Source organism: Streptomyces regalis, from assembly GCF_001509475.1.
GTDB lineage: Bacteria > Actinomycetota > Actinomycetes > Streptomycetales > Streptomycetaceae > Streptomyces > Streptomyces regalis.
In genome coordinates this window covers 81,960-104,827 of record NZ_LLZG01000036.1, presented here as the reverse complement: position 1 = coordinate 104,827, position 22,868 = coordinate 81,960, and the positions used below count along the sequence as shown (strand labels likewise).

24 protein-coding genes and 1 pseudogene are annotated in these 22,868 nt (G+C 71.1%); 16 read left to right on the top strand and 9 right to left on the bottom strand.

All coding sequences use genetic code 11. The features are described from left to right. Nucleotides 1-43: 43 nt before the first annotated feature. Both alc and allB read right to left on the bottom strand, forming a co-directional pair. Nucleotides 44-1,168 (bottom strand): allantoicase, encoded by a 1,125-nt coding sequence (gene alc / locus ADL12_RS07820; protein WP_062699954.1) that lies wholly within the window; start codon nt 1,166-1,168, stop codon nt 44-46. Nucleotides 1,169-1,218: 50 nt separating this feature from the next. Next, on the bottom strand, nt 1,219-2,556 hold the full coding sequence (gene allB / locus ADL12_RS07815; RefSeq protein ID WP_062699952.1) for an allantoinase AllB: 1,338 nt from the start codon (nt 2,554-2,556) through the stop codon (nt 1,219-1,221). 249 nt (nt 2,557-2,805) lie between these two features. Between allB and ADL12_RS07810 the strand changes: the two genes are divergently transcribed. The 3 genes from ADL12_RS07810 to ADL12_RS07805 are packed head-to-tail and all read left to right on the top strand — an operon-like array spanning nt 2,806 to nt 4,063. Then, on the top strand, nt 2,806-3,603 hold the full coding sequence (locus ADL12_RS07810) for an IclR family transcriptional regulator (protein WP_062699951.1): 798 nt from the start codon (nt 2,806-2,808) through the stop codon (nt 3,601-3,603). Between the two features lie 5 nt (nt 3,604-3,608). Beyond that, nucleotides 3,609-3,797: a DUF6304 family protein gene (locus ADL12_RS58040; RefSeq protein WP_341846348.1), complete on the top strand. Its 189-nt coding sequence runs from the start codon at nt 3,609-3,611 to the stop codon at nt 3,795-3,797. After that, nucleotides 3,722-4,063, top strand: coding sequence for a hypothetical protein (locus tag ADL12_RS07805; RefSeq protein ID WP_062699949.1), 342 nt, complete (start codon nt 3,722-3,724; stop codon nt 4,061-4,063). Before ADL12_RS58040 ends, ADL12_RS07805 begins: the two co-directional genes overlap by 76 nt. A 135-nt stretch (nt 4,064-4,198) precedes the next feature. On the opposite strand, the gene ADL12_RS07800 is transcribed toward ADL12_RS07805, so the two are convergent. After that, nucleotides 4,199-4,492, bottom strand: a complete 294-nt coding sequence (locus tag ADL12_RS07800; RefSeq protein ID WP_063806629.1) for a DUF5955 family protein — start codon at nt 4,490-4,492, stop codon at nt 4,199-4,201. Nucleotides 4,493-4,705: 213 nt separating this feature from the next. On the opposite strand from ADL12_RS07800, the gene ADL12_RS07795 reads away from it, so the two are divergent. After that, the gene (locus ADL12_RS07795) at nt 4,706-5,308 is read left to right on the top strand and encodes a nucleotidyltransferase family protein (protein WP_062699945.1); all 603 of its coding nucleotides are present in this window, start codon (nt 4,706-4,708) and stop codon (nt 5,306-5,308) included. 211 nt (nt 5,309-5,519) lie between these two features. Next, nucleotides 5,520-7,145 (top strand): malate synthase A, encoded by a 1,626-nt coding sequence (aceB, locus tag ADL12_RS07790; RefSeq protein WP_062699944.1) that lies wholly within the window; start codon nt 5,520-5,522, stop codon nt 7,143-7,145. Nucleotides 7,146-7,149: 4 nt separating this feature from the next. Here aceB and ADL12_RS07785 read toward each other — a convergent pair whose 3' ends face one another. The 3 genes from ADL12_RS07785 to ADL12_RS07775 are packed head-to-tail and all read right to left on the bottom strand — an operon-like array spanning nt 7,150 to nt 9,866. Beyond that, nucleotides 7,150-7,428, bottom strand: a complete 279-nt coding sequence (locus tag ADL12_RS07785; RefSeq protein WP_062699942.1) for an Rdx family protein — start codon at nt 7,426-7,428, stop codon at nt 7,150-7,152. Further along, on the bottom strand, nt 7,425-8,330 hold the full coding sequence (locus ADL12_RS07780; protein ID WP_062700029.1) for a HipA family kinase: 906 nt from the start codon (nt 8,328-8,330) through the stop codon (nt 7,425-7,427). Before ADL12_RS07780 ends, ADL12_RS07785 begins: the two co-directional genes overlap by 4 nt. Nucleotides 8,331-8,372: 42 nt before the next feature. Further along, nucleotides 8,373-9,866 carry an IucA/IucC family protein gene (locus ADL12_RS07775; protein ID WP_062699940.1) on the bottom strand — a complete coding sequence of 498 codons (1,494 nt, stop codon included), beginning with the start codon at nt 9,864-9,866 and terminating at the stop codon, nt 8,373-8,375. Nucleotides 9,867-10,005: 139 nt separating this feature from the next. Between ADL12_RS07775 and ADL12_RS07770 the strand changes: the two genes are divergently transcribed. From ADL12_RS07770 to ADL12_RS07760, 3 genes are all read left to right on the top strand, one after another. Next, nucleotides 10,006-11,532: an IucA/IucC family protein gene (locus tag ADL12_RS07770; protein ID WP_062699938.1), complete on the top strand. Its 1,527-nt coding sequence runs from the start codon at nt 10,006-10,008 to the stop codon at nt 11,530-11,532. A gap of 67 nt (nt 11,533-11,599) precedes the next feature. Beyond that, nucleotides 11,600-12,871 carry a VWA domain-containing protein gene (locus ADL12_RS07765; protein WP_062699936.1) on the top strand — a complete coding sequence of 424 codons (1,272 nt, stop codon included), beginning with the start codon at nt 11,600-11,602 and terminating at the stop codon, nt 12,869-12,871. After that, nucleotides 12,871-13,692 carry a hypothetical protein gene (locus tag ADL12_RS07760; RefSeq protein WP_062699934.1) on the top strand — a complete coding sequence of 274 codons (822 nt, stop codon included), beginning with the start codon at nt 12,871-12,873 and terminating at the stop codon, nt 13,690-13,692. Before ADL12_RS07765 ends, ADL12_RS07760 begins: the two co-directional genes overlap by 1 nt. Nucleotides 13,693-13,744: 52 nt before the next feature. On the opposite strand, the gene ADL12_RS07755 is transcribed toward ADL12_RS07760, so the two are convergent. Continuing rightward, nucleotides 13,745-14,371 (bottom strand): winged helix-turn-helix transcriptional regulator, encoded by a 627-nt coding sequence (locus ADL12_RS07755; RefSeq protein WP_062699932.1) that lies wholly within the window; start codon nt 14,369-14,371, stop codon nt 13,745-13,747. 87 nt (nt 14,372-14,458) lie between these two features. Here ADL12_RS07755 and ADL12_RS07750 point away from each other — a divergent pair, with 87 nt between their 5' ends. The 7 genes and pseudogenes from ADL12_RS07750 (at nt 14,459) to ADL12_RS07720 (ending at nt 21,083) form a co-directional block, all read left to right on the top strand. Beyond that, nucleotides 14,459-15,667 carry a pyridoxal phosphate-dependent aminotransferase gene (locus tag ADL12_RS07750; RefSeq protein WP_062699930.1) on the top strand — a complete coding sequence of 403 codons (1,209 nt, stop codon included), beginning with the start codon at nt 14,459-14,461 and terminating at the stop codon, nt 15,665-15,667. A gap of 102 nt (nt 15,668-15,769) precedes the next feature. Continuing rightward, on the top strand, nt 15,770-18,088 hold the full coding sequence (locus ADL12_RS07745) for a hypothetical protein (protein ID WP_062700028.1): 2,319 nt from the start codon (nt 15,770-15,772) through the stop codon (nt 18,086-18,088). A gap of 13 nt (nt 18,089-18,101) precedes the next feature. After that, complete coding sequence (locus tag ADL12_RS07740) at nt 18,102-18,506, top strand: DUF5955 family protein (protein WP_062699928.1); 405 nt, start codon at nt 18,102-18,104, stop codon at nt 18,504-18,506. A gap of 102 nt (nt 18,507-18,608) precedes the next feature. Beyond that, nucleotides 18,609-19,227 (top strand): annotated as a pseudogene (locus tag ADL12_RS07735) (histidine phosphatase family protein). Nucleotides 19,228-19,387: 160 nt separating this feature from the next. Further along, entirely contained in the window at nt 19,388-20,026 is a 639-nt protein-coding gene (locus ADL12_RS07730) for a hypothetical protein (RefSeq protein WP_062699926.1), read from the top strand. 55 nt (nt 20,027-20,081) lie between these two features. Further along, the gene (locus ADL12_RS07725; RefSeq protein WP_062699925.1) at nt 20,082-20,504 is read left to right on the top strand and encodes an acyl-CoA thioesterase; all 423 of its coding nucleotides are present in this window, start codon (nt 20,082-20,084) and stop codon (nt 20,502-20,504) included. 129 nt (nt 20,505-20,633) lie between these two features. Continuing rightward, nucleotides 20,634-21,083, top strand: a complete 450-nt coding sequence (locus tag ADL12_RS07720; protein WP_062699923.1) for a hypothetical protein — start codon at nt 20,634-20,636, stop codon at nt 21,081-21,083. A 77-nt stretch (nt 21,084-21,160) separates the two neighbouring features. On the opposite strand, the gene ADL12_RS53795 is transcribed toward ADL12_RS07720, so the two are convergent. Then, nucleotides 21,161-21,307, bottom strand: coding sequence for a hypothetical protein (locus ADL12_RS53795; RefSeq protein ID WP_159053103.1), 147 nt, complete (start codon nt 21,305-21,307; stop codon nt 21,161-21,163). Between ADL12_RS53795 and ADL12_RS07715 the strand changes: the two genes are divergently transcribed. Further along, complete coding sequence (locus ADL12_RS07715; RefSeq protein ID WP_062699921.1) at nt 21,306-21,485, top strand: hypothetical protein; 180 nt, start codon at nt 21,306-21,308, stop codon at nt 21,483-21,485. The two genes, ADL12_RS53795 and ADL12_RS07715, sit on opposite strands and share 2 nt — an antisense overlap. Here ADL12_RS07715 and ADL12_RS07710 read toward each other — a convergent pair. After that, nucleotides 21,451-22,854, bottom strand: coding sequence for a nucleobase:cation symporter-2 family protein (locus ADL12_RS07710; protein ID WP_062699919.1), 1,404 nt, complete (start codon nt 22,852-22,854; stop codon nt 21,451-21,453). The two genes, ADL12_RS07715 and ADL12_RS07710, sit on opposite strands and share 35 nt — an antisense overlap. Between the last annotated feature and the right edge of the window lie 14 nt (nt 22,855-22,868).

Sequence of the window (22,868 nt, the reverse complement as noted above, 5' to 3'; positions counted from 1 at the left end):
TAGCGAGGCGCACCGGTGTTGGCGGTCCGGTGCGCCACCGGGGTCAGCCGCCCAGCTCCTGGTGTCGGGCCGCCAGCGCCGCCGCCCCCTGCTCCGTCAGCGAGCCGTGCAGCCGCAGCCGGGAGATACCGCCGTCCGGGAAGATGTCCACGCGCGCGTGCGTGCCGACGGCAGGGGTCGGCAGGACGAAGCGGTGGTTGGTGTCGGGCTGGAGGCGGGTGCGCGGGAGGATCTCGGTCCACTCACCGGCCCCGCTCTCATCGGCATCCTTCACCGACACCGACGCCCAGCCCGCGCTGTTGCCCTTCAGATACGCCGTGTCGATCTCGATCGCCCGGATCTGGGACTGCGCCGCCAGCCGGTAGCGGATCCAGTCGTTGCCCTGGTCGCGGCGTCGGCGGGTCTCCCAGCCGTCGTCCATCTTGCGGGAGCGGCCCGGCTGGATGGTGTTCGTGGCGGGCGAGTAGAAGAGGTTGGAGGCGTCCTCGACCTGGCCGCCGTTCTCCAGGGCGACCACGTCGAAGGTGCTCAGCACCTTCAGCCACTGCGGGTCCGGTGCCACCTCGCCGTACACCCGCAGGCGCGCGATGCCGCCGTCGGGGTGCTGGTTGACCCGCAGATGGGTGAAGCGCTGTTCGACGGCGATGGAGAAACCATTCTCCGCATGTCCGCCCACCGGCGTGCGCGGCACCAGCGGGGTCCACTTCACGTCGTCGGCCAGCAGTTCCTCGGGCGACGGAGAGCCCGGAACCGACGTGCCCTCGACGGACACCGCCTGCGGGTAGTTGCCGCGGAAGTGGGCCGTGTCGACGACGATCCCGCGGATCACCCCGGGCGCACCCAGGCGTACCAGCGCCCAGTCGTGGTCCTCGGCCGTCGGCCACGGGTGCTCGGCGGAGGCACCGCGCCGCCGCCGCGTCTCCCAGCCGTCCATGATCTTGCCCTTGTGCCCGAAGTGCTCGGGGTCGAACTCGGCCCGCTCGGGCACCAGCAGGTTCTCGCGCTGGGCGAAGAACTCGTCGTTGGCGGCGACGACACCGGCGCCGAGCCGGCGGTCGGCGAGGTTGGCGTACTGGGTGAAGGGGAAGTCGGCGGTGCGGTAGTCCGCGTACGGGTCACCGCCTCCGTAGGGGTTCGCGTCGCCGGTGAAGCTGGGTATCGCCGTCACGAGGTGTGCCTTTCAGGAATCGGCCGCTGCGGGTGCGGGATGGGGGACGGTCAGTGGGCGCGCGTGAGCAGTCGGCCCTTCGGATCGGTGAACTCGCCCTCGGCCACGATGCGTTCGCCGCGCAGCCAGGTGGACTTCACGACGCCATAGAGGGTCTTGCCCGCGTACGCCGTCACGCGGTTGCGGTGCTGGAGGGCGGCCGGGTCCACGGTGAAGGTCTCGTCGGGCGCGAGGACGGCGAAGTCGGCGTCGCGGCCGGCCTCGATGGCGCCCTTCTGATCCAGTCCGACGAGCTGCGCCGTCCGCGCGGACATCCAGCGGACCACGTCCTCCAGGCCGTGCCCGCGCCTGCGGGCCTCGGTCCACACCGCGGCCAGGCTCAGCTGGAGTCCGGAGATACCGCCCCAGGCGGTCGCGAAGTCGTCGGTCTTCAGGTCGGCCGTGGACGGCGAGTGGTCGGTCACCACGCAGTCGATCGTGCCGTCGGCCAGCGCCTGCCAGAGCAGGTCCTGGTTGGCGGACTCGCGGATCGGCGGGCAGCACTTGAACTCGCTGGCGCCGTCGGGGACTTCCTCGGCGGTGAGGGTCAGGTAGTGCGGGCAGGTCTCGACGGTGATCCGTACGCCGTCCCGCTTGGCCTCGGCGATCAGCGGCAGCGCGTCGCTCGACGACAGGTGCAGGACGTGCACGCGCGCGTGCAGGCGCCTCGCCTGGGCGATCAGCTGGGCGATCGCCGTGTCCTCAGCGTCGCGCGGGCGGGAGGCCAGGAAGTCGGCGTACTTGGGGCCGCCCTGCTGCGGGGCGGCTTCGAGGTGATGCGGGTCCTCGGCGTGCACGATCAGCAGGCCGCCGAAGGAGGCGATCTCGGCCAGCGACTGGGCGAGTCGGTCCTGGTCGAGGTGCGGGAACTCGTCCACCCCGGACGGCGACAGGAAGGCCTTGAAGCCGAAGACACCGGCCTCGTGCAGCGGGCGCAGGTCCTTGACGTTGTCGGGCAGGGCGCCGCCCCAGAAGCCGACGTCGATGTGCGCCTTGTCGGCGGCGACGTCCTGCTTGGTGCGGAGGTGGTCGACCGTCGTGGTGGGCGGGAGGGAGTTGAGCGGCATGTCGACGAGGGTGGTGATGCCGCCGGCCGCCGCCGCGCGCGTGGCGGTCCAGAAGCCCTCCCACTCGGTGCGGCCGGGGTCGTTGACGTGCACGTGGGTGTCGACCAGGCCGGGCAGCAGGACATCGTCGCCGAGGTCCTCCAGCCGGGCGCCGGAGGGTACTTCGGCGTCGTACCCGAGCACGGCCGTGATCTTGCCGGCGGAGACCGTGACCGAAGCGGCCCGCGTCCCCTCAGGAGTGATGACGCGCGTCGAGCGCAGCACCAGTTCGACGTCGGACACCCGGACCCCTCTCTGCCGCCGTTAACTTCCGCGTAACGGAATTCAACTTTCTGTTGAAGGAGTCTCCGCTCCCGTTCCCGCGCCGTCAAGGGCACACTTCTCCACAGTGCACCCACCCCGCGCACTCTGGACGTTTCCACAAAGCGGAATTAGAATTCCAGCACGCAGAACGTAGCTATGTACAAGCGGGGAGTCAACCGACTGACGGGTAGGCTTCTGCCCTTCCCACCGCCCCGAAAGGAACGCGCCGTGCCGACGTCCAGCGCCAGCACCACCGACTCCGCCAGGTCCAGCAACGGCGGCGGTGTCCAGTCCCTCGAGCGCGCCTTCGACCTGCTGGAGAGGATGGCGGACGCGGGCGGCGAGGTCGGTCTGAGCGAGCTGTCCGCGAGCAGCGGGCTGCCGCTGCCCACCATCCACCGCCTCATGCGGACGCTGGTGGCGTGCGGATACGTACGCCAGCAGCCCAACCGCCGCTACGCCCTCGGCCCGCGCCTGATCCGCCTCGGCGAGTCCGCCGCCCGGCTCCTCGGCACCTGGGCCCGGCCGTACCTCGCCCGGCTGGTCGAGGAGACCGGCGAGACGGCGAACATGGCCCTGCTCGACGGCGACGAGATCGTGTACGTCGCCCAGGTGCCGTCCAAGCACTCGATGCGCATGTTCACCGAGGTCGGCCGGCGCGTCCTGCCGCACTCCACGGGCGTCGGCAAGGCGCTGCTGGCCGTGTTCCCGCCGGAGGAGGTGCGCGCCCTGCTGTACCGCACCGGCATGCCCGCCGCGACAGAGAAGACGATCACCACCCCGGACGGCTTCCTGGCGGCCCTGGAGGACGTGCGGCGCAACGGCTACGCGGTCGATGACAACGAGCAGGAGGTCGGCGTCCGCTGCCTCGCGGTCTCGGTCCCCAACTCCCCCACCGCGGCCGCCATCTCGATCTCGGGCCCGGCGGGCCGCGTCACAGAGGCCGCGACGGACAAGATCGTGCCGGTGCTGCAGCAGGTGGCCAGTGAGTTGTCCGAGGCACTGGCCAGCCAGAACCAGTCCTGACGGCGATGCAGCGCCGGCCAGGGCGCTACACCGACCGGCATGGCTCAGAGGAGATCGTCTTCGAGTCGGACGGCCGGGATTCGATCCGTACGACGATCAGGGGCGCCGCCTTCGGGGCATGTCCGCAGGAGTGCTGCACTGCGCCCTGCGGCTCGGGGACCCGGTGGGCCCGGGCCTGGACGAGCAGAACCTGATCACCCGGATCAAGGCGTGCGTCGCGTGCGTCTGGTCCGACTACAGCCCCGCCGGCGTCCCGCTGATGGCGGGGCCGGCCTGCTTCCGTGACGCCAAGGACCTCTACCGGCGGTGCGACGGCAAGCACGGCCCGCACGGCATCTTGGCGATCTGGCAGGAGCGCACCGAGTTCGCCCAGGAGACGTGGCTCTGCGAGGAGTTCGAGCACCGGACCTCCGACCGGGGCTACCGGGGGCCGTTTCCCCACCTCGGCACGCCTTGGTGATCTAGGGCCTGTCTGACAATTCCCGCCTGCCCCGCGACGCCTGGCACGCACGCTCGAACAACCTCGCGCGGGGGGACCCCCATGACGCCGCGGGGCCCGCCCTCCGGGCGGACGACGGGAATTGTCAGACAGGCCCTAGCCCCGCCCGCGCGGCGGTTCCCCGAACAGCTCCACCGCGTCACGCACGTCCGACAGACCCCGGGACAGCGCGCTGACCGACCCGATCGCGCCGGCGATCAGCAACAGTGACCGGCGCAGCCGCGGAATCTCCGGCGCCCCCTCGATCGTCATCGCGGCCAGCGCGCCGAGTTCGTCCTCGGCGATGCCCCGGTCGGGGAACTCGGAGGGATGCGCGGCGAGTTCGCGGCGCAGACGGGACACCGCCGTCCGCAGTTCCGCCACCCTCGGGTCCTCGTCGCTGCCCGTCACCGGCCTCTGTCCCAAGCTCCGCAACACAGCACTCCCCCCTCGCACGCCGTTGTGCGCCAGTAGTCCCGCTCCCCCGTTGAGCCACCCTGGCGGTGGTCGGGCGCCGGGGACGCGGGTCAGTAAACGCCACCGGTGCCGGGCGCGCCACCGTACGGACCGAAATTCAGTCCAAGGAAACCCGGCGCACCCGTGGACGTCAGGTATGCAGGACGCATGACGGAGAAAGAAGCACGCCCGGTCGCCGGTCTGATCCTCGCCGCGGGCGGTGGACGACGGCTCGGCGGACGCCCCAAGGCACTCCTCCGGCACCGCGGCCGGCCGCTCGTCGAGTACGCCGTCGGGGTGCTGCGCGCGGCCGGCTGTGCCCGCGTGCATGTGGTGCTGGGCGCGCAGGCCGCCGCCGTACGGGAGCGGGCGGAGCTCGGTGGCTGCGTGCTGGTGGAGAACCCCGACTGGGCCGACGGGATGGGCTCCTCCCTGCGCGCCGGGCTCGACTCGCTCGCCGGTACGGGGGCGAGGGCGGCGCTCGTCTCGCTCGTCGACCAGCCCGGCATCGGACCGGAGGCCGTCGCGCGCGTGCTCGCCGCGTACGAGGACGAGACGTCGCTCGCCTCGGCCGCCTACGACGGCGTACGCGGCCATCCCGTCCTCTTCGGCGCCGCCCACTGGGCGGGTATCGCGGCGACTGCGACCGGCGATCGAGGGGCCCGCGCCTATCTGAAGGAGCGGGAGGAGGCGATCAGGCTCGTCGAGTGCGGGGACGTGGCACGGGCGTACGACATCGACACGGAGGCCGATCTCGCCCACCTTGAGTAAGTGCGGTGGCACCCAGAGCCACGTTGCCTCGACTCAGAGAATCTCGACATCAACAAACCATTGAACTTCCACCATGAGGAAACTAGTATCCACTGTTCAGAAGCGCCCGCCCGCTCCGCGGGCCTTCGCAGCCGTACCCGGGAAGACTGGCACCCGGTGCCAGACAGCTCGACCGCTCGTCTTCGTAGCTCGCTGAAGGAAGTGACAGCTCATGTCCGCACCAGCGCCGTCCCCGCTGGCCATCGTCGACGCCGAGCCCCTGCCCCGGCAGGAGGAGGTGCTCACGGAGGCGGCCCTCGCCTTCGTGGCCGAGCTGCACCGCCGGTTCACGCCCCGGCGTGACGAGCTCCTCGCCCGCCGCGCGGAGCGTCGCGCCGAGATCGCCCGTACGTCGACCCTCGACTTCCTCCCCGAGACGGCCGCGATCCGCGCGGACGACTCCTGGAAGGTGGGCCCGTGCCCGCCCGCGCTGCAGGACCGCCGGGTGGAGATCACCGGCCCGACCGACCGCAAGATGACCATCAACGCCCTCAACTCGGGCGCGAAGATCTGGCTCGCGGACTTCGAGGACGCCTCGGCTCCCACCTGGGAGAACGTGATCCTCGGCCAGGTCAACATGGCCGACGCCTACACCAGGAACATCGACTTCACGGACGAGCGCACCGGCAAGTCGTACGCCCTGCGGCCGAACGAGGAGCTGGCGACGGTCGTCATGCGCCCCCGCGGCTGGCACCTGAACGAGCGCCACCTCGTCGACGCGGACGGCACCCCGGTCCCCGGCGCGCTGGTCGACTTCGGCCTGTACTTCTTCCACAACGCCCAGCGCCTGCTCGACCTCGGCAAGGGCCCGTACTTCTACCTCCCGAAGACGGAGTCGCACCTGGAGGCCCGCCTCTGGAACGAGGTGTTCGTCTTCGCCCAGGACTACGTCGGCATCCCGCAGGGCACCGTCCGCGCGACCGTCCTGATCGAGACGATCACGGCCGCGTACGAGATGGAGGAGATCCTCTACGAACTCCGCGACCACGCCGCCGGGTTGAACGCCGGCCGCTGGGACTACCTGTTCTCCATCGTCAAGAACTTCCGTGACGGCGGCGCCAAGTTCGTCCTGCCGGACCGCAACGCGGTCACGATGACGGCCCCGTTCATGCGCGCGTACACCGAACTCCTCGTCCGCACCTGCCACAAGCGCGGCGCGCACGCGATCGGCGGCATGGCGGCGTTCATCCCGTCGCGCCGGGACGCCGAGGTCAACAAGGTGGCCTTCGAGAAGGTCCGCGCCGACAAGGACCGCGAGGCCGGCGACGGCTTCGACGGCTCCTGGGTCGCCCACCCCGACCTGGTCCCGATCGCCATGGAGTCCTTCGACAAGGTCCTCGGCGACAAGCCGAACCAGAAGGACCGGCTGCGCGAGGACGTGCACGTCGAGGCGGCCGACCTGATCGCCGTCGACTCGCTGGACGCCAAGCCGACGTACAACGGCCTGATCAACGCCGTGCAGGTCGGCATCCGTTACATCGAGGCGTGGCTGCGCGGCCTCGGCGCGGTCGCCATCTTCAACCTCATGGAGGACGCGGCGACCGCCGAGATCTCCCGCTCGCAGATCTGGCAGTGGATCAACGCGGGCGTCGAGTTCGAGAACGGCGAGAAGGCCACCCCGGAGCTGGCCCGCAAGGTCGCCGCCGAGGAACTGTCCGCCATCCGCACCGAGATCGGCGAGGAGGCCTTCGCGGCCGGCCACTGGCAGCAGGCCCACGACCTGCTCCTGGAGGTCTCCCTCGACGAGAACTACGCGGACTTCCTGACGCTGCCGGCGTACGAGCAGCTGAAGGGCTGAGCCCTCAGGAAGCCGGTTTGTCCGAGTGGCCCAGGGACCTTCCCGGGGCCACTCGGTCGCGTACGGCCTGCTTCACGGCCGTGGGCTCCGGGAAGCCCTGTTCCTTGCGGTCCCATACGACCTCGTCGTCGACGCGGACGACGAAGACGCCGCCCTTGCCGGGCTTCAGCGCCAGCTCGGACAGCTCCGCCTCGAAGGTCGTCAGCAGCTCCTGTGCCAGCCAGGCCGCACGCGGCAGCCAGCGGCACTGGGTGCAGTACTCGATCTCTACCCGGCCACTCATCCGAGGTGCACCGACCAATCCTGTTCCGCGGCCGGCTTGCCGTGCAGGTCGGGGACCCGCTTCAGCCAGTTCGGCCGGCCTTGCTGTGTCTTCGCCGCCCGGAGGGCCTCCTCGGCGGCGAGTTCCTCCCGGCTGGGGAAGTCCGTGGGCAGCCACTGCTGCGAGGCGCGCACGCGCGTGTGGAGGTACGTCACGTAGGCCTCGCGTGCCTCGCCGGGCGAGGCGAAGTCGGTGAGCCAGGCATCGGGGACCTCCGCCACGATCTCGCGCAGCAGTTCCTCCGTCACCTTGGGCGCCAGTTCCGCGTCGGCGGCACGCACGTAGGGCCCGTAGTGGCCGAGGGCGTGGTGGCGGAAGTCGTACGCCTTCTCGGGGTCCGAGCCGTCCCAGCGGTGGTGGAAGATCAGGGCCGCTCCGTGGTCGATCAGCCACAGGCGCGGGGGAACCGTGCCCAGCGTCGGCCAGACCATCAGGTTCGAGCTGTGCACCGTACGGTCGACGTTCGCGGTCAGAGCGTCCAGCCAGACGATCCGGCCCGCCTCCAGCCGGTCGACGCGGAAGGCCTTGGCGACCTCCGGGGTGAAGTCCACCGCGCCCGGCAGGTAGTCCATGCCGAGGTTGACGCCCGCGCTGGACGCGTGCAGCTCCCGCACCTCCTGGTGCGGCTCGTGGTCGGCGATCGCCGGGTCGAAGTGGACCAGGACCAGCTCGGGGAAGCGCAGCCCCAGGGCGCGGGCCAGTTCACCGACGATCACCTCGGCGACCAGCGCCTTGCGGCCCTGCGCGGAGCCGGTGAACTTGACGACGTACGTGCCCAGGTCGTCGGCCTCGACGACTCCGGGCACGGAGCCGCCGGACCGCAACGGGGTCACGTATCGAACAGCAGTCACGTCGCGCAGCACACCGGCCAGGGTACGGCAGCACCCCACCGAGCTGATCAGCAATTACGCGCCGGCCAGTGGGTTCGGCAGGGGCCGGTAGCGGGCGTCGGCGCCGTCGGCGTTCGTCCAGCGCAGGAGCAGGTTCGTCTTGCCGGGCAGAGTGGGCGCGGTGAGCAGGCCGGCGATCTCGGGGAGGTCGTGGCGGGAGAGTTCGCGGCGTACGGCGGGCCAGGGGTCCAGGGGCGGGTGGCGTTCGGCCAGGGCGCCGGCGACCTCCACGAGGTGGTTGACGACCAGGCAGTACACCAGCCGCTCCCAGCCGGCCGCCCGTGTCACGTCCGGGAGCAGCTTCACGCCCTCGGCATCCCGGAACAGCGCCTGTACCGGCATGCCGTCGCTGCCGACGGCGACGAGCGTGTTCTGCAGATGCGCTTCGAGTACGACGCCGTGCTCGGCGAAGGCCGCGAGGGCGGGCGGTACGACCGCGCCCAGGTACGCCTCCCACCAGGCCGCCGGGTCCGCCGTGGCGTCGAGCGGGCTGCCCTCGAAGCCCTCCACGAGGGCGGCGGCGAGCAGCGGGGTCGTGCCGGGCGGCAGACGGTCGTGGAAGCCGTCGCGGACGAGGACGGCGAGTTCCTCGAAGGCGAAGCCGGCGGTGCGGTAGCCGCGGTCGCTCAGCCAGGCCGCCCGGTCGGTGGCGAGGGCGGCCGCGACAGCCGCGTCGGTGCGGCGCAGTTTCATCAGGTCGTGACGCCACAGCCGGCGGATGTCGTTCGTGATCCGCACATCGAGGCTGAACTTCAGGAACAGGTCGCGCTCGGGGGCGTACAGGGTGCGGATCGCGGCCGTGGGCCAGACGTCCAGGTCGGTGGTGCCCAGCCGGATCAGCGTGCCGTCCGCGAAGGCCGGTGCCAGGTCCACGAGGCCGAGCTGCCAGGGGTGCGCGGGCAGCAGCCGGTAGCCGGGCGGGGCCTTGCCGAGGGCGTCCAGGGCGGAGGTGTCGCCCTCCTCGACGACCGTGTCCTCGCGCAGGCCGAGCAGCGCCAGCGGGAAGCGGGCGTGTGCCTCGGGGGCGTACGGCAGCCAGGCCGCGACCGGGCCGCCGCCGCGCGCCTTGGGGGCGGGGTGGTAGAGGTGGCCGGTGAGGAGGGACTGCTCGGAGCGCAGGTACGCGTCGTCCGGCGGCGTCGCACGCGCGCGTGCGGTGAGCAACGCGGCCACCGCGTCGCGGCTGTCGATCATCTCGGCGGGCAGTTCGTGGTTGGACAGACCGGTGTGGCGGCGCAGTTCCTCGGCGACGAGTTTGACGAGCTCGGTGTGCCCGACGCGCTGCCACGCGCCGGCCACGTACACCTCGGGCTCGGCGGGCCGCCGCTCGCCGAGGACCCGCAGCAGGCGGCCCGTGCCGGGCAGCCGGTACACGTGCCGCTCGCCGGACCCGCCCTGCGGTTCGGCCACCTCGCGCAGCAGGCAGTTGAGCAGGGGCGCGACCGCGTGGGCGTCGGCGCGTGCCGCGATGTCGGCGGCGGGTGGAGGGTTGAGGTGCACGCGATCCACTCGTTCTCTACGGTCCGTCCGGGACGGGTCTTACGTCCGCTCAGGACGGTCTCTACGGTCCGTTCAGGCAGGAAGACGATCAGTATGTCTGTCGTCGGTGCCTGCTCCGACGCCCTACTCGTACCCGAGGAGCCCGCCCGTGCACCGTCCCCCCAGCGCCGAGGCCGAGGTCGCCGCCGAACTTGCCGATGTACGCCCCCACCTCGCATCGCGGTACGCGGCCGAGCTCCCCGGGGCCCGGGCGGCGGTGCTGACCCGGCTGTGGCGTGCCCTCGCGCACGAGCCCCTGCCCTGGGTCGCCCGGCGCGAGCCGGGCCCGGAGGGCCTCACCCTGCGCCTCTCGGACGGCCGCCGACTGCACGGCCCGCACGCGGACCCGTACGCCACCACCGCGTACGTCACCGCCGTACGGCTCGACGGGACGTCGTACGACGATCCGGCCCGGCTGCTCGCCGACCTCTCCGTACCGCACGGCACCTCCTTCGCCGCCGAACTCGGCCACAGTGTCGCCTCGTTGGCGCTGTCCCGGGCCGGGCAGGGGGCCGGGCGGGACGCTCACTCGAAGGAGTGGCCGCTGTGTGACTGGGAGTGGGAGCAGCGGGTGGTCGACGGGCATCCGTTCCATCCCAACTGCCGTTCCCGGCCCGGCTTCTCGGTCGCCGAGCAGCTGGCGTACGGGCCCGAGCACCGGCCGGTGGTCACGCTGGGGCTGGTGCCGGTGCGGGCGGACGAGTGCCTGGTGACGGGCGAGTGGCCGGAGGGGATGCGGGACGGGCAGCGGCTGCTGATCCCCGTGCATCCGTGGCAGGCCGAGCATGTGCTCAAGCGCCCCTGCGATCCCTACGGCGACGGAATCGCCGCGCACCCGCTGATGTCCCTGCGGACGCTCGCCCTCCCCGACGGCCCGCACGTCAAGACCGCGCTGAGTGCCCGGCTGACGTCCTCGGTGCGGGACATCTCGGTGTACTCGATCGCTCTGTCGGCCACGGTGTCGGACTTCGCGGAGGCGCTGGCGGCGCGGACGGACGGGCTGCTGCACATCACCCGCACGCTGGGGGCCGCCACGGCCAACTCGCCCGATCTCGCCGCGGTGTTGCGCCAGTCGCCGCAGGAGTACGCGGGGCCCGGAGAGCGGGTCGTACCGGTGGCCGCGCTCGCCACCACCGAGCTGCCCGAGAAGCCCGCGTGGCTGGCCGAGTTCGCGCGTCTCGCCCTCACTGTGGGGCTGCGGCTGCTGGAGCTGGGGGTCGCGCTGGAGGCGCACGGCCAGAATCTGCTGGTGGTGCTGTCCGCGAGCGGCTCCCCGGTACGCCTGGTCTACCGGGACCTCGCCGACATCCGGGTCGGTCCGGCCCGGCTGGCCCGGCACGGCATCCCCATACCGGAGCTGACCGGCCGGATCGTCACGGACGACGTGACGACCCTGCGCCGTAAGCTGTTCGGCTCGCTGGTGGCCGGGGCGCTGGCGGGTACGGCGGGTTCGGCGGCCGCGTTGCGCGGGGCGCTGGAGTCGGTCGTACGGGATCTGCCGGGCACCGTGGATCTCGCGGCACTGCGCGAGGAGCCACTGCCGACGAAGGCGCTGACGCTGATGCGGCTGTCGCCCGGGACGCCCGGGGATCAGTGGGCCGAGTTGCCCAATCCGCTGGTCACCGACGTGCGCTGACGGGTGGTCCGGCAGGTGTTCTGATCTCGTTTTGAAGGGGAGCACCTCTGATCAATAAGATCCGCCGATGATCAGAACACAACGGCTGACGGCCGGGGTCTGTGCCCTGCTCGCCGCGCTCACGGCCGGGATAGCCTTCCCGGCCGGGGCGGTAGCCGACGAGACCACCGCCACCGCCCCGAAAGTCGATCTCGTGATCGACGTCAGCGGCTCGATGCGGGCGAATGACATGGACGGCCAGTCGCGGATGGCCGCGGCGAAGCAGGCCTTCAACGAGGTGCTGGACGCGACGCCCGAGGAGGTCCAGCTCGGTATCCGCACGCTGGGCGCCAACTACCCGGGCGACGACCGCAAGACGGGGTGCAAGGACACCGCGCAGCTCTACCCGGTCGGCCCGCTGGACCGCACCGAGGCCAAGACGGCGGTGGCGACCCTGACGCCCACCGGCTGGACGCCGATCGGTCCCGCGCTGCTGAAGGCGGCCGAGGATCTGGACGGCGGCGAGGGCTCCAAGCGCATCGTGCTGATCAGCGACGGCGAGGACACCTGCGCCCCGCTCGACCCGTGCGAGGTGGCCCGCGAGATCGCCGCCAAGGGCATCGGCCTGACCATCGACACGCTCGGCCTGGTCCCGAACACCAAGCTGCGCCGGCAGCTCAGCTGCATCGCCGAGGCGACCGGTGGCACGTTCACCTCGGTCGAGCACACCGACGAACTCGCCGACAAGGTCAACCAGTTGGTGGACCGCGCGGCCGACCCGGTGGTGACGCCGGTCGCGACGACGGGCGCGGAGCAGTGTGCGAAGGCGCCGACCCTGAAGTCCGGTCTGTACACCGACCGCGAGGAGTTCGGGCAGCAGCGCTGGTACCGCGTGGACGTCGAGCCCGGCCAGGAACTGCGCGCCTCGGTGAGCGTGTCGGCCGACCGGGCCGTGAGCCCCTCCTACGGGGTGCTGTTGCGGGCGGAGACCGCGCGCGGCCGGGAGATCGTACGCGGTGAGGCGGCGGGCAACGGCCGTACGGACGTCATCTCGACCGGTCTGCGCTATCCGAAGGCGCAGAGCGACGACGAGGACGAGGACACCGCGACCGCCGAGACCGTCTGCCTCCAGGTCACCCACTCCTTCTCGGCGGGCTCCGGCGTGCAGGCCACGCCTGGACTGCCGCTGGAGCTGACGGTCGACGTCGTCGACGGGCCGTCGCAGTCGAGCGACGTGGCCTCCTTCGGCCTCGGGCGCGGCTGGTGGCTGCTCGGTGCGCTGATCCTCGCCGGCTTCCTCGCCGGTCTCGTCTGGGGCTGGCTGTCGCGCTGGCGGGTCGCGGTCTGGAGGACCAACTGATGCGGATCACACGCGTGTTGAGCGCCACGGCGCTGATGCTCGGCCTTGCGGTCACCCCGGCGGTCGCCGACTCGTCGCCGTCGCCGAGCCCGTCGGAGGACTCCGGCGCGCCGACCCAGGCGGGCACCTCCTTCCGTACGGCGACCGAGATCGAGCAGGGGCAGACGGCCACCGCGAGCGCCTCCACGGGCGACTACCTGTACTGGTCGTTCCCCGCGGACGCCGGACAGCGCCCCACCGTCAAGGCGACGGTGAAGCTGCCGGACACGCACGCCGCCGAGACCTGGCAGATCGACGTGTACGACGGCCTGCGTCGCCGCCAGGCCTGCCAGTACGGGGCACAGACGCGCACGGCCGCGGCTGGGGGTACCCCCTCTGGGGGAGCCTCGTCCGTGGAGTTGGCCTGTGTGCTGCGTACCGTCCACGCCTGGTCGGAACCCTGGGCCAATGACCCGCTGCCGGGCACGTACTACATCCGGCTGACGGTCGTGAACCTGGCCACGTCCGACCTCGGTCTGCCGGTCGACGCCGAGGTACGGGTCGACTCCGAGGACATCGGCGGGGCGGCGGCGGTGGACGGGTCGCTGGCTCAGCCGTTGGTGCCGGGGGCCGGCGCCATCTCCCAGGGCGGCGAGGAGGAGTCGACCAAGGAGGCGCTGCTCGCGAGCCTCGAACCCAGCGGCGGCTGGGCGTCCGGCTGGTGGTCCGACCGGTGGGTGTGGACCGGGATCGGCGGCATGCTGGCCGCGCTCGCGGGTGTCGGCGGCTATGCGCTGACGCGCGGCGCGGGTCGGCCGACGCGGGTGCCGCCGGGGGCCTGACACCTCGCCAACTCGCCAAGGGGCCCGCTGCGCTCGGCAGCGGGCCCTTTCGTCATCCCTCCCGCAGCACCTTGGCGAGGGTTCCGTCACCGGTCACGTCGATACGGCCGTCCCGCACGGCGTCGGCGACACTCAGCTCCCCCCGCGCGACCGCCTCACACGTCCCGGAGTCCAGCACCAGCCGCGCATCGGGCTCCCCGGGGGCGGGCCCGTCGCCGTAGACCGGCCCGTCCTCGGCACCGACGTACAGGTGGAAGTTCCCCTCCTCCAGGCGGACTTCGACGAGCCCTTCCCCCTCCAGCGACCGCAGCAGCGGCAGCGCGAACCAGTGCGCGCGCACCGCGTCGGTGGGCCGCCGCTCGCCGAGCTCGGCCTGGCCCCACTCCCCCAACGCCTGGAGGACCGACAGCAACTCCCGCCCCCGGGAGGTGAGTTCGTACACGTACGCCGCGCCGGGCGGCGGCAGCCGGCGCCGCGTGCCGAGCCCGTCCCGCTCCATGTCCTTCAGCCGTGAGGCGAGTACGTCCGTGCTGACGCCCGGCAGGTCGGCGTGCAGGTCGGTGTAGCGCCGCGGGCCGGCCAGCAGCTCCCGGACGATCAGCAGGGTCCAGCGGTCGCCGACGACGTCGAGGGCGCGGGCGGCAGAGCAGTACTGGTCGTAGCTTCGGCGAGGTGACATGCGACGCAGTCTAGACAAGTTGTTGGACTTTCCAAGCTCGAACTTGGTAAAACCAAGCAACACACGAAACCGGAGAGGCAGCAGCGCATGGAGTTCCGGCAGTCCAGCAAGCTCAGCGAGGTCTGTTACGAGATCCGCGGCCCGGTGATCGAGCACGCGAACGCGCTGGAGGAGGCGGGCCACAGTGTGCTGCGCCTGAACACCGGCAACCCCGCGCTCTTCGGTTTCGAGGCGCCGGAGGAGATCCTCCAGGACATGATCCGGATGCTGCCCCAGGCGCACGGCTACACCGACTCACGCGGCATCCTCTCCGCCCGCCGGGCCGTGGCCCAGCGGTACCAGACCCTGGGCCTGGAGGTCGGCGTCGACGACGTCTTCCTCGGCAACGGCGTGTCCGAGCTGGTCTCCATGGCCGTACAGGCGCTGCTCGAGGACGGCGACGAAATCCTCATCCCCGCCCCGGACTTCCCGCTGTGGACGGCGGTGACGACACTCGCCGGCGGCAAGGCGGTCCACTACCTCTGCGACGAGCAGGCCGACTGGTACCCGGACCTCGACGACATGGCGTCGAAGATCACGGACCGCACGCGCGCGGTGGTCATCATCAACCCGAACAACCCGACCGGCGCGGTCTACCCCAAGGAGGTCCTGGAGGGCATCCTCGACCTCGCCCGCCGGCACGGCCTGATGGTGTTCGCCGACGAGATCTACGACCAGATCCTGTACGACGACGCGGTCCACCACTCGGTCGCCGCCCTCGCCCCCGACCTCGTGGTCCTCACCTTCTGCGGCCTGTCGAAGACGTACCGGGTGGCGGGCTTCCGCTCCGGCTGGCTCGTCGTCACCGGCCCGAAGCAGCACGCGAAGGACTACCTGGAGGGCCTGACGATGCTGGCCTCCATGCGTCTGTGCGCCAACGCGCCCGCGCAGTACGCCATCCAGGCCGCGCTCGGGGGCCGCCAGTCCATCCGCGAGCTGACCATGCCGGGCGGGCGGTTGTACGAACAGCGCAACGTGGCCTGGGAGAAGCTCAACGAGATCCCCGGTGTGTCGTGCGTGAAGCCGAAAGGCTCGTTGTACGCGTTCCCGCGCCTCGACCCCAAGGTGTACAAGATCCACGATGACGAGAAGTTCGTCCTGGACCTGCTGCTGCGGGAGAAGATCCAGGTGGTCCAGGGCACGGGCTTCAACTGGCCGACCCCCGATCACTTCCGGATCCTGACGCTCCCCTACGCGGACGACCTGGAGGCGGCGATCGGGCGGATCGGGCGGTTCCTGAGCGGGTACCGGCAGTAGTCGTCGGGCCCGACGATGTTCGCGGATTCGCGGTCGCGGAGAGCGGGAATGGCATAGGGTGCGGCCACTGATCTCCGGGATCGGGGGATGGGGGAACCCCAGGTGTTCTTGTCTCGTCGGAGTGCGTCAGGCTCACCATCGTTCTTACGCGGCCGTGTCGCGCTGCTGCTCCTGGTCGTCCTCGTCGCGGGCAGCCCCTGGGTGCAGCGGCCGTACGGCGACTTCTACGTAGAGAAGTTCTACATAGAGGATGTCGGCAACGAGACCTTGCGCACGATCGCCCAGGCGGCGTTCGTCCCTGGCTGGGAGTACTCCTCCGAAGCGTACGACAGCGTGTCCTTTCTGGTCGTCGACGATGTCGGCACCCTGCTGCTGCTCGTGGGGCTCGCCTTCTTCGCGGCACGGCTCCTGGCCCGCGGGGCGGGCTGGATCCGCTGCCTCGCCGTGGGTGTGCTGGCGTCCGAGGTCGAGGCCCTGCTGCGGTTAGGCATGCTCAAGGCCTTCGTCTCCGATGTGGAGTTCGCACCGCTCGGCACCCTGCTCAAGAACCTGACGCTCTCGGCCCTCGTCTTCGGCCTGGTGGCCGGCGTACTGCTCGCGCTCCTGACCGACGGGCTGCCGGGGACACGTGCCACAAGGACCGTCGGTGCCGCGACGGCCTCGCTCCGTCGGAGGAAAGCAGGAGGGCTCGCCATGACGACCCCGCAGGTCCACATGCCGGTCGGGAGCGCGCCGGGTGACGTCACCCGGTATCTGTGCGCCGCGGCCTACGTCGACGAAGGCTTCGCCGACCGGGTGGTGGAGGACGTCCTGGCCGACGAGGCCAGCGCCGTGGCACCCTCGCCCGACGTCGATCTGGTGGCGGTGGTGCGCCACTGCCTGACGGCCCAGGAGATCCGCCACCGCCGCGATCTGCGGCTGACGGCGGCCTTCGCCGGCGTGGCAGTCGTCGCGCCGCTGTGGCTCGTCTTCTCCCTGATGTTCCTGGGGATCACCGGGCGCCCCGGCTCCCAGCCGAGCCTGGCCACGCGCGGCCACCGCCAGCCCGACCGCAAAGTGCTGGTGCGCACCGGGATCGCGGCCGGCGTGGTGGTGCTCCTCGCCTTCTACTTCGCCGTCATCCTCTCGTTGCTGCCCGTGCCCGGATTCGTGAGCTGGCTGCTCGGCGCCTATCTGGCCGGGATACCGGCCGCGCTCACGTCCCTCGGCGCGGTGGCCTTCGCGTACGTGACGGTCGTACGCCATGAGCTCGACGTCGACCGGCTGCTGCGCACCACCATGACCCGCGAGACGTTCGCCCGACAGCCTCGCCCCACGGTGCCCCGGCGGAAGTGGATCGCCGACCGGCTCGCGGCCATCAAGGAGGCGAGGGACGGAAACGCCACCGTGTACAGCGGGTACACCCCCTTCATCGGCTTTGCGGCGAGCAGCTCCAAGTGGCCGCTCACCGTGCCGCTCCTGCCCGCCGACGACCCCGCCGGCATGAGGGCACGCCCCGCCGAGCCCCGGCCGTTCACCGTCACCGAACTCGTCGACCACGTGCGCGAACAGCTCCAGGCGGTCGCCGCGGGCGGCGCCTTGGACGGAACGACGACGTCCGGCGAGGAGACTCTCGGCTCCCTCCGCATCGAGGACCGGGTCTTCGCGAGCGGCACAACCATCGGGGACGACGACCGGTTCATCAGGCCCACGACGCTGGCCCCGGCCACCCGGCTGCCGGCCGAGGCGGTCGAGCAGATCATGCGGCGTCCGACCGGCACGGTGCGCCACTACCTGGCGATCCATGTGCCGCTGTGGGGCGGCGACGTGGTGCCGAGTGTGTTCCTGCACTTCTCGACCGTGGGCAGGACGCTCCACCTGCACATCAGCAACCACGTGCTCGGCCCGGTGCGCGCGGACTACCACGTCGTGGACCGCCTGCGCGGCCCCCTCACTCCCGAGGCGAAGCGGGGACTGCTGATCGACGCTCTCCTCCGCACGGGCAGAGCGTTCGCCGGGGCGCCGTTCCGGGCGGGACGCCACGCCCGCTTCGAGACCCGCCACAACCAGCGGATGGCGGACGAGATCAAGGCCATGGAGCAGGACCCGGTCTACGACTACGGCGCCCGGGTGAGCATCCGGGAGATGGCGCTGAGCCCCGACTACCACAACTACTTCCAGGTCGTGGACGCCGAGCGGATCACATCCCTGGTGCAGCGCCACGTCTTCGCCGCCATCCGCGAGTTCCTCGACTCGCACGGCTATGACACCACCGACTTCCGAGCCCAGCAGCAGACCATCCTCAACCAGGGCGTCATCCAGCAGGGCGGGACGAGCATCATCGGCAACCAGGCGATCGGCACCGGGGCGACCGCCACCCAGAACATCCCGCAGCAGTCCGGCGCGGCCGCGATGAGCGCCGCCGGCGGATCCGACAAGTAGAGGGGTCCTCCTCATGCGCGACGACGACGCACGAGACGGCGCACGACACGATCCTCCCGTCAACGAGGGGGTCATGATCAGCGGCGGCACCCACTACGTCGGCAACCAGGCCGTAGGGCGCGGCGCCCAGGCGTTCTCCGGCTCCGTCTCCTTCCAGCAACAGGACTCCGGACGGACGGCCGAACTCCTGGCGCAGGTCGAGCGGTTGCTGGAGGAGCACCGCACGGAACTCGCCGATCCCGATGGCACCACCCGGGAACTGCGCCGCCTGCGCGAGGAGCTGGACGAGCCGCAGCCCGAGCCCGGCGTCGTGCGGCGTGCTCTGGACCGCCTCAACGAGTTCGTCCAGCCCGTGGCCCCGCTCGTCGTCGCGGTCGGACAACTCGCGCAGTCGGTACAGGGTCTCCCGGGGATCTGAGGCCGCCCGGGAGTCTCGGACGGCCGTCCGGCCCAGTCCGCCCTGCGGGCCTCAGGAACCGTGTGGCACGGTGCCGGGAGGCGAGCGGGAAGGGCCACGCACGTGGGTGATCTCTTGTTGGTCCGGCACGGTGAGACCGAGTGGTCGCGGTCCGGGCGGCACACCAGCTGGACGGACGTGCCGCTGACCGGACACGGGCGGGAGGAGGCGCGGCGGCTGGTGCCGCTGATCCGGTCCCATCGGATCGGGGCCACGTTCGTCAGCCCGTTGCAGCGGGCGCGGGAGACCGCCGAGCTGATCGGGCTGAACGACGTACGGGTCGACGCGGATCTGCGCGTGGGGGTGCCCCCTCTGGGGGAGGGACTACGGCGGGTACGAAGGGGTCACCACCGTCGAGATCCAGCGCGAGCGACCGGGGTGGTTCCTGTTCAAGGACGGGGTCGTGCCCGGGCCGTCCGACCATCCCGGGGAGGGCGTGGAGCAGGTCGGGGAGCGCGCCGACCGGATGCTGACCAAGGTGGACGCGGCGTTCGCCGACCGCGAGGGGTGCGTAGTGCTCGTGGCGCACGGGCACTTCCTGCGGGTGCTCACGGCCCGGTGGCTCGGACTGCCGGCGGCGGACGGGGCGTTGTTCCAGCTGGCGACGGGGGCGGTGGGCCGGCTGGGCACGGAGCACGGGCAGCCCGTGATCGCCGGGTGGAATGTCAGACCCGGGTCGTAGCCTTCCAGCAGATGGGGACGGTGCTTGGCCAGGACGGGGCCGGCCGGTGCCTTGGCCGGCATGGGCCGTGCCTTGGCCGGCATGGTGCCGGTGCCTTGGCCGCTATGGCTATGGGCCGGGGCCGACGGGGCCGATCCCCCGCGTCCGAAAGGAGCACGCCGTGACCAGACCACCGACCGCAGCTCAGCGGCGTGTCATCGACGCCGCCGATCCCGTCACCGGACGGCTCAGGGGTACGGAGGCGCAGCTCGCGGCGCTGGTGAAGCGGGGGCTCGCCTTCCGGCATCCGCGGCCGCCGCACGATCACTTTCTGACGCCGGCAGGGCATCGCATACGGGAGGCCGAGCCGACGGCGCCTCCGGAGCATGGGGCTCCCGCGGCCACCGGGGTGTTCGCCGCGCGGATCGGCGGTGAGGAGGGCGCCCCGGGGGCCGGACCGGCCCGGCTGCGTGAGGTTCGTGGCGCCTGGCAGGGCCTGCTGGAGCTGCGCCGGATGACCAATCCGGACGGGGCCACGGACCGGCCGTGCGGGTGGGAGCGTACTCATCTGGTGCAGGCCGCCGCACTCGCCCTGGAGGCGGCCGGGCACCGTCCGGCAGGGCCCGATCCGGAGCCGGAGGCCGAGGGATACCGGGTCCGGGCGACGCCGCAGCCGGAGGCGGTCGCCGTACACGAGCCGGGCATCGACGCGCTGCATGCCTGTGCGGCGACCTTGGAGAAGGCCGGCTGGCAGGTCGGCGAGCACACCGAGCCCCGTACAAGAGCGCGCTATCTCTTGGCTTCCCCGCGACGGATGTAGAGGGCACATGTCAGGATCGGAACGACGAGCAAGCGTGGCACGCGAAGGGGAAGTAGTGACCGAGCCGTTTTCCGTTCCGGTGACCGTCCGTGGGTACGAGACGGATGTGCAGGGGCACCTCAATCAGGCCGTGTACCTCAACTACGCGGAGCACGCCCGCTGGTCCCTGCTCCAGGCCGCCGGGATCAGCCAGACGGGCCTGATCAGCAGGGGCGTGGGCCCGGTGGCTCTGGAGACCACGATCCGCTACAGGCGGGAGCTGCTCGCGGGCGACGAGGTCGAGGTGACATGCGCCTTCGACTGGGGCAGCGGCAAGACGTTCCGCATCGAGCAGACGATCCGCAAGACGGACGGCACCGTTGCAGCCGAGGTCACCGGGGTCGGAGGGCTGCTGGACCTCAAGGAGCGCAGGCTGGTCGCCGATCCGCGGGAGTACTTCAAGGAACTCGCCTCGGACCCCGCTCTGTTCGGCCTGTAGGCGCGGAGGACGCGGGACTGGCGTCCGGGCTCTTCAACACCACGCGGCAGAACTCCGCACAACCATTCGCATACCCCGTGGGTCACACCATGCAGGAGCAACCATCTCCAATGGATACCAGGGGGAAATATGCGATACGCGCGTTCCGTCCTGTCCGCCGCCGCGTTAGCGGCCCTGACGGTGGGGACCACGGCCGCCCTTTCGGCGCCCGCCTCCGCCGCGCCCAACACCACACCGCAGAAGGTCTGCGGAAGCGGCTACAAGACCGTGAACTCGGCGCCCATCGGCTCGCTGGGCACCGTCTACCTGACGTACAACGCCTCCAACGGCGAGAACTGCGTGGCGACCATCCGCAACAACCCGGGTACCGCCCTGGAGATGTCCGCGTGGGTCTACGTCCCCGACACCGAGGAGGCGGACGAGGACTGGGGGCTGTACACGTCGTACGCCGGACCGACCTACGTCTATGGCAAGGCCCACTGCGTCGACTGGGGCGGTCACATCAACAACGTGTACGTGCAGGTGACGGGCTCCAACTGCGGCGCCCTGAAGGAGCACCGGGTCACCTTCACTCGCTGACCCGGCACAGCGGTACGGCTCGCCCTGGCAGGACTCGCGGAGTTCGGCCGGGGCGAGCGTGTGTTGCCGTGCCGTGCCTAGGCCGCCGCCCGCCGGATCGTCATGTCCAGCTGCAGGAAGGCGAGTTCCGGCAGGGCGGTCGACTTCGTCTGGATCACGATCAGTCCGATGTCGCCGGATGAGTGCTTGACGCAGATCTCGCTCCACTCGCACTGCCTGGACATGAAGACGCTCTACGCCACGAAGGCCGGGCTGCCGCTGCGGGCGGTGGCCAAGGGCACGATGCCGCGCGAGCTGCTGTCGCGGCGCCGGCACACACACCACGCCCTGGACGACGCCATCGAGCAGGCCGAGCTGTTCGCCAACCTCATGGCGTGGTCACCGGTTCCATCGGGGCCGTGACCTCGTCGGCCTCGCGGCCCCTGCCCAGGTGGTTGAAGACCACGTTCAGCAGGACCGCCGCCACGCACCCCGTCGAGATGCCCGAGTCGAGCACGATCTTCGCCGTCTCCGGGAAAGCGTGGTAGAACTCCGGCGCCGTGATCGGGATGATGCCGACGGCCAGCGATACGGCGACGATCAGGACGTTGTTGTCCCGGTCGAGGCCGGCCCGGACCAGGGTCTGGATGCCGCTCGCGGCGACCGAGCCGAAGAGGACCACGCCCGCACCGCCGAGCACCGGGCGCGGTACGACCGCGATGAGCGACGCCGCCATCGGGCACAGGCCCATCAGGACCAGGAAGCCGCCGCCCACGGCGACGACGTACCGGCTGCGGATCTTCGTCATCGCCACCAGGCCGATGTTCTGCGCGAAGGCGCTGCACATGAAGCCGTTGAAGAGGGGGCTGATCGCGGAGCCGAGGGTGTCGGCGCGCAGACCCGCCGCGATGGTCTTCTCGTCCGCCGGGCGGTCGACGATCTCGCCCAACGCCAGCATGTCGGCCGTCGATTCGGTCATCGAGACCACCATGACCACGCACAGCGAGATGATCGCGGCGAGCTGGAACTCCGGGGCGCCGAAGTGGAACGGCGTCGGGAAGCCGATGACGTCCGCGTCCGCGACGGGGCCGAAGTCCGTGACGCCGAACGGGATCGCGATCAGCGTGCCGGCCACCAGGCCGAGCAGTACGGCGATCTGCTTGACGAACCCTGTGGTGAAGCGGCGCAGGAGCAGGACGATCAGCAGGGTCCCGGCCGCGAGGCCCAGGTTGGTCGCCGAACCGTAGTCGTGCGCCGCGGGGTTGGGGCCCTGTGCCCAGCCGAAGGCGACCGGGAGAAGGGAGATGCCGATCAGGGTGATGACCGTACCCGTCACCACCGGCGGGAAGAAGCGGACCGCCTTGCTGAAGAAGGGGGCCGCCAGGAAGCCGAGGAAACCGGCGACGATGACCGCGCCGAAGATGATCGGCAGGGCGTCGGACTTGTCCTCGGTGGAGGCGACGATCGCGGTCATCGGGGCGACGCCGGCGAAGGTGACGCCGTTGACGAACGGCAGCCGGGCGCCGATCTTCCAGATTCCGAGGGTTTGGAGGAAGGTCGCGAGGCCCGCGGTGAACAGGCAGGCGCCGGTGAGGAAGGTCAGGTCGGTGGCGGTCAGGCCTATGGCCGCGCCGACGATCAGAGGTGGGGCGACGACTCCCGCGTACATGGCGGCCACGTGTTGCAGACCGGTGGTCGCCATTTTCAGGGCGGGGAGTTTCTCGTCGACTGGGTGAGCGGACTGGGCGGACACTGCGGCTCTCCTCCGGTCGGGTACACGGCTGCGCGACATGGCCGCCGTGGGTT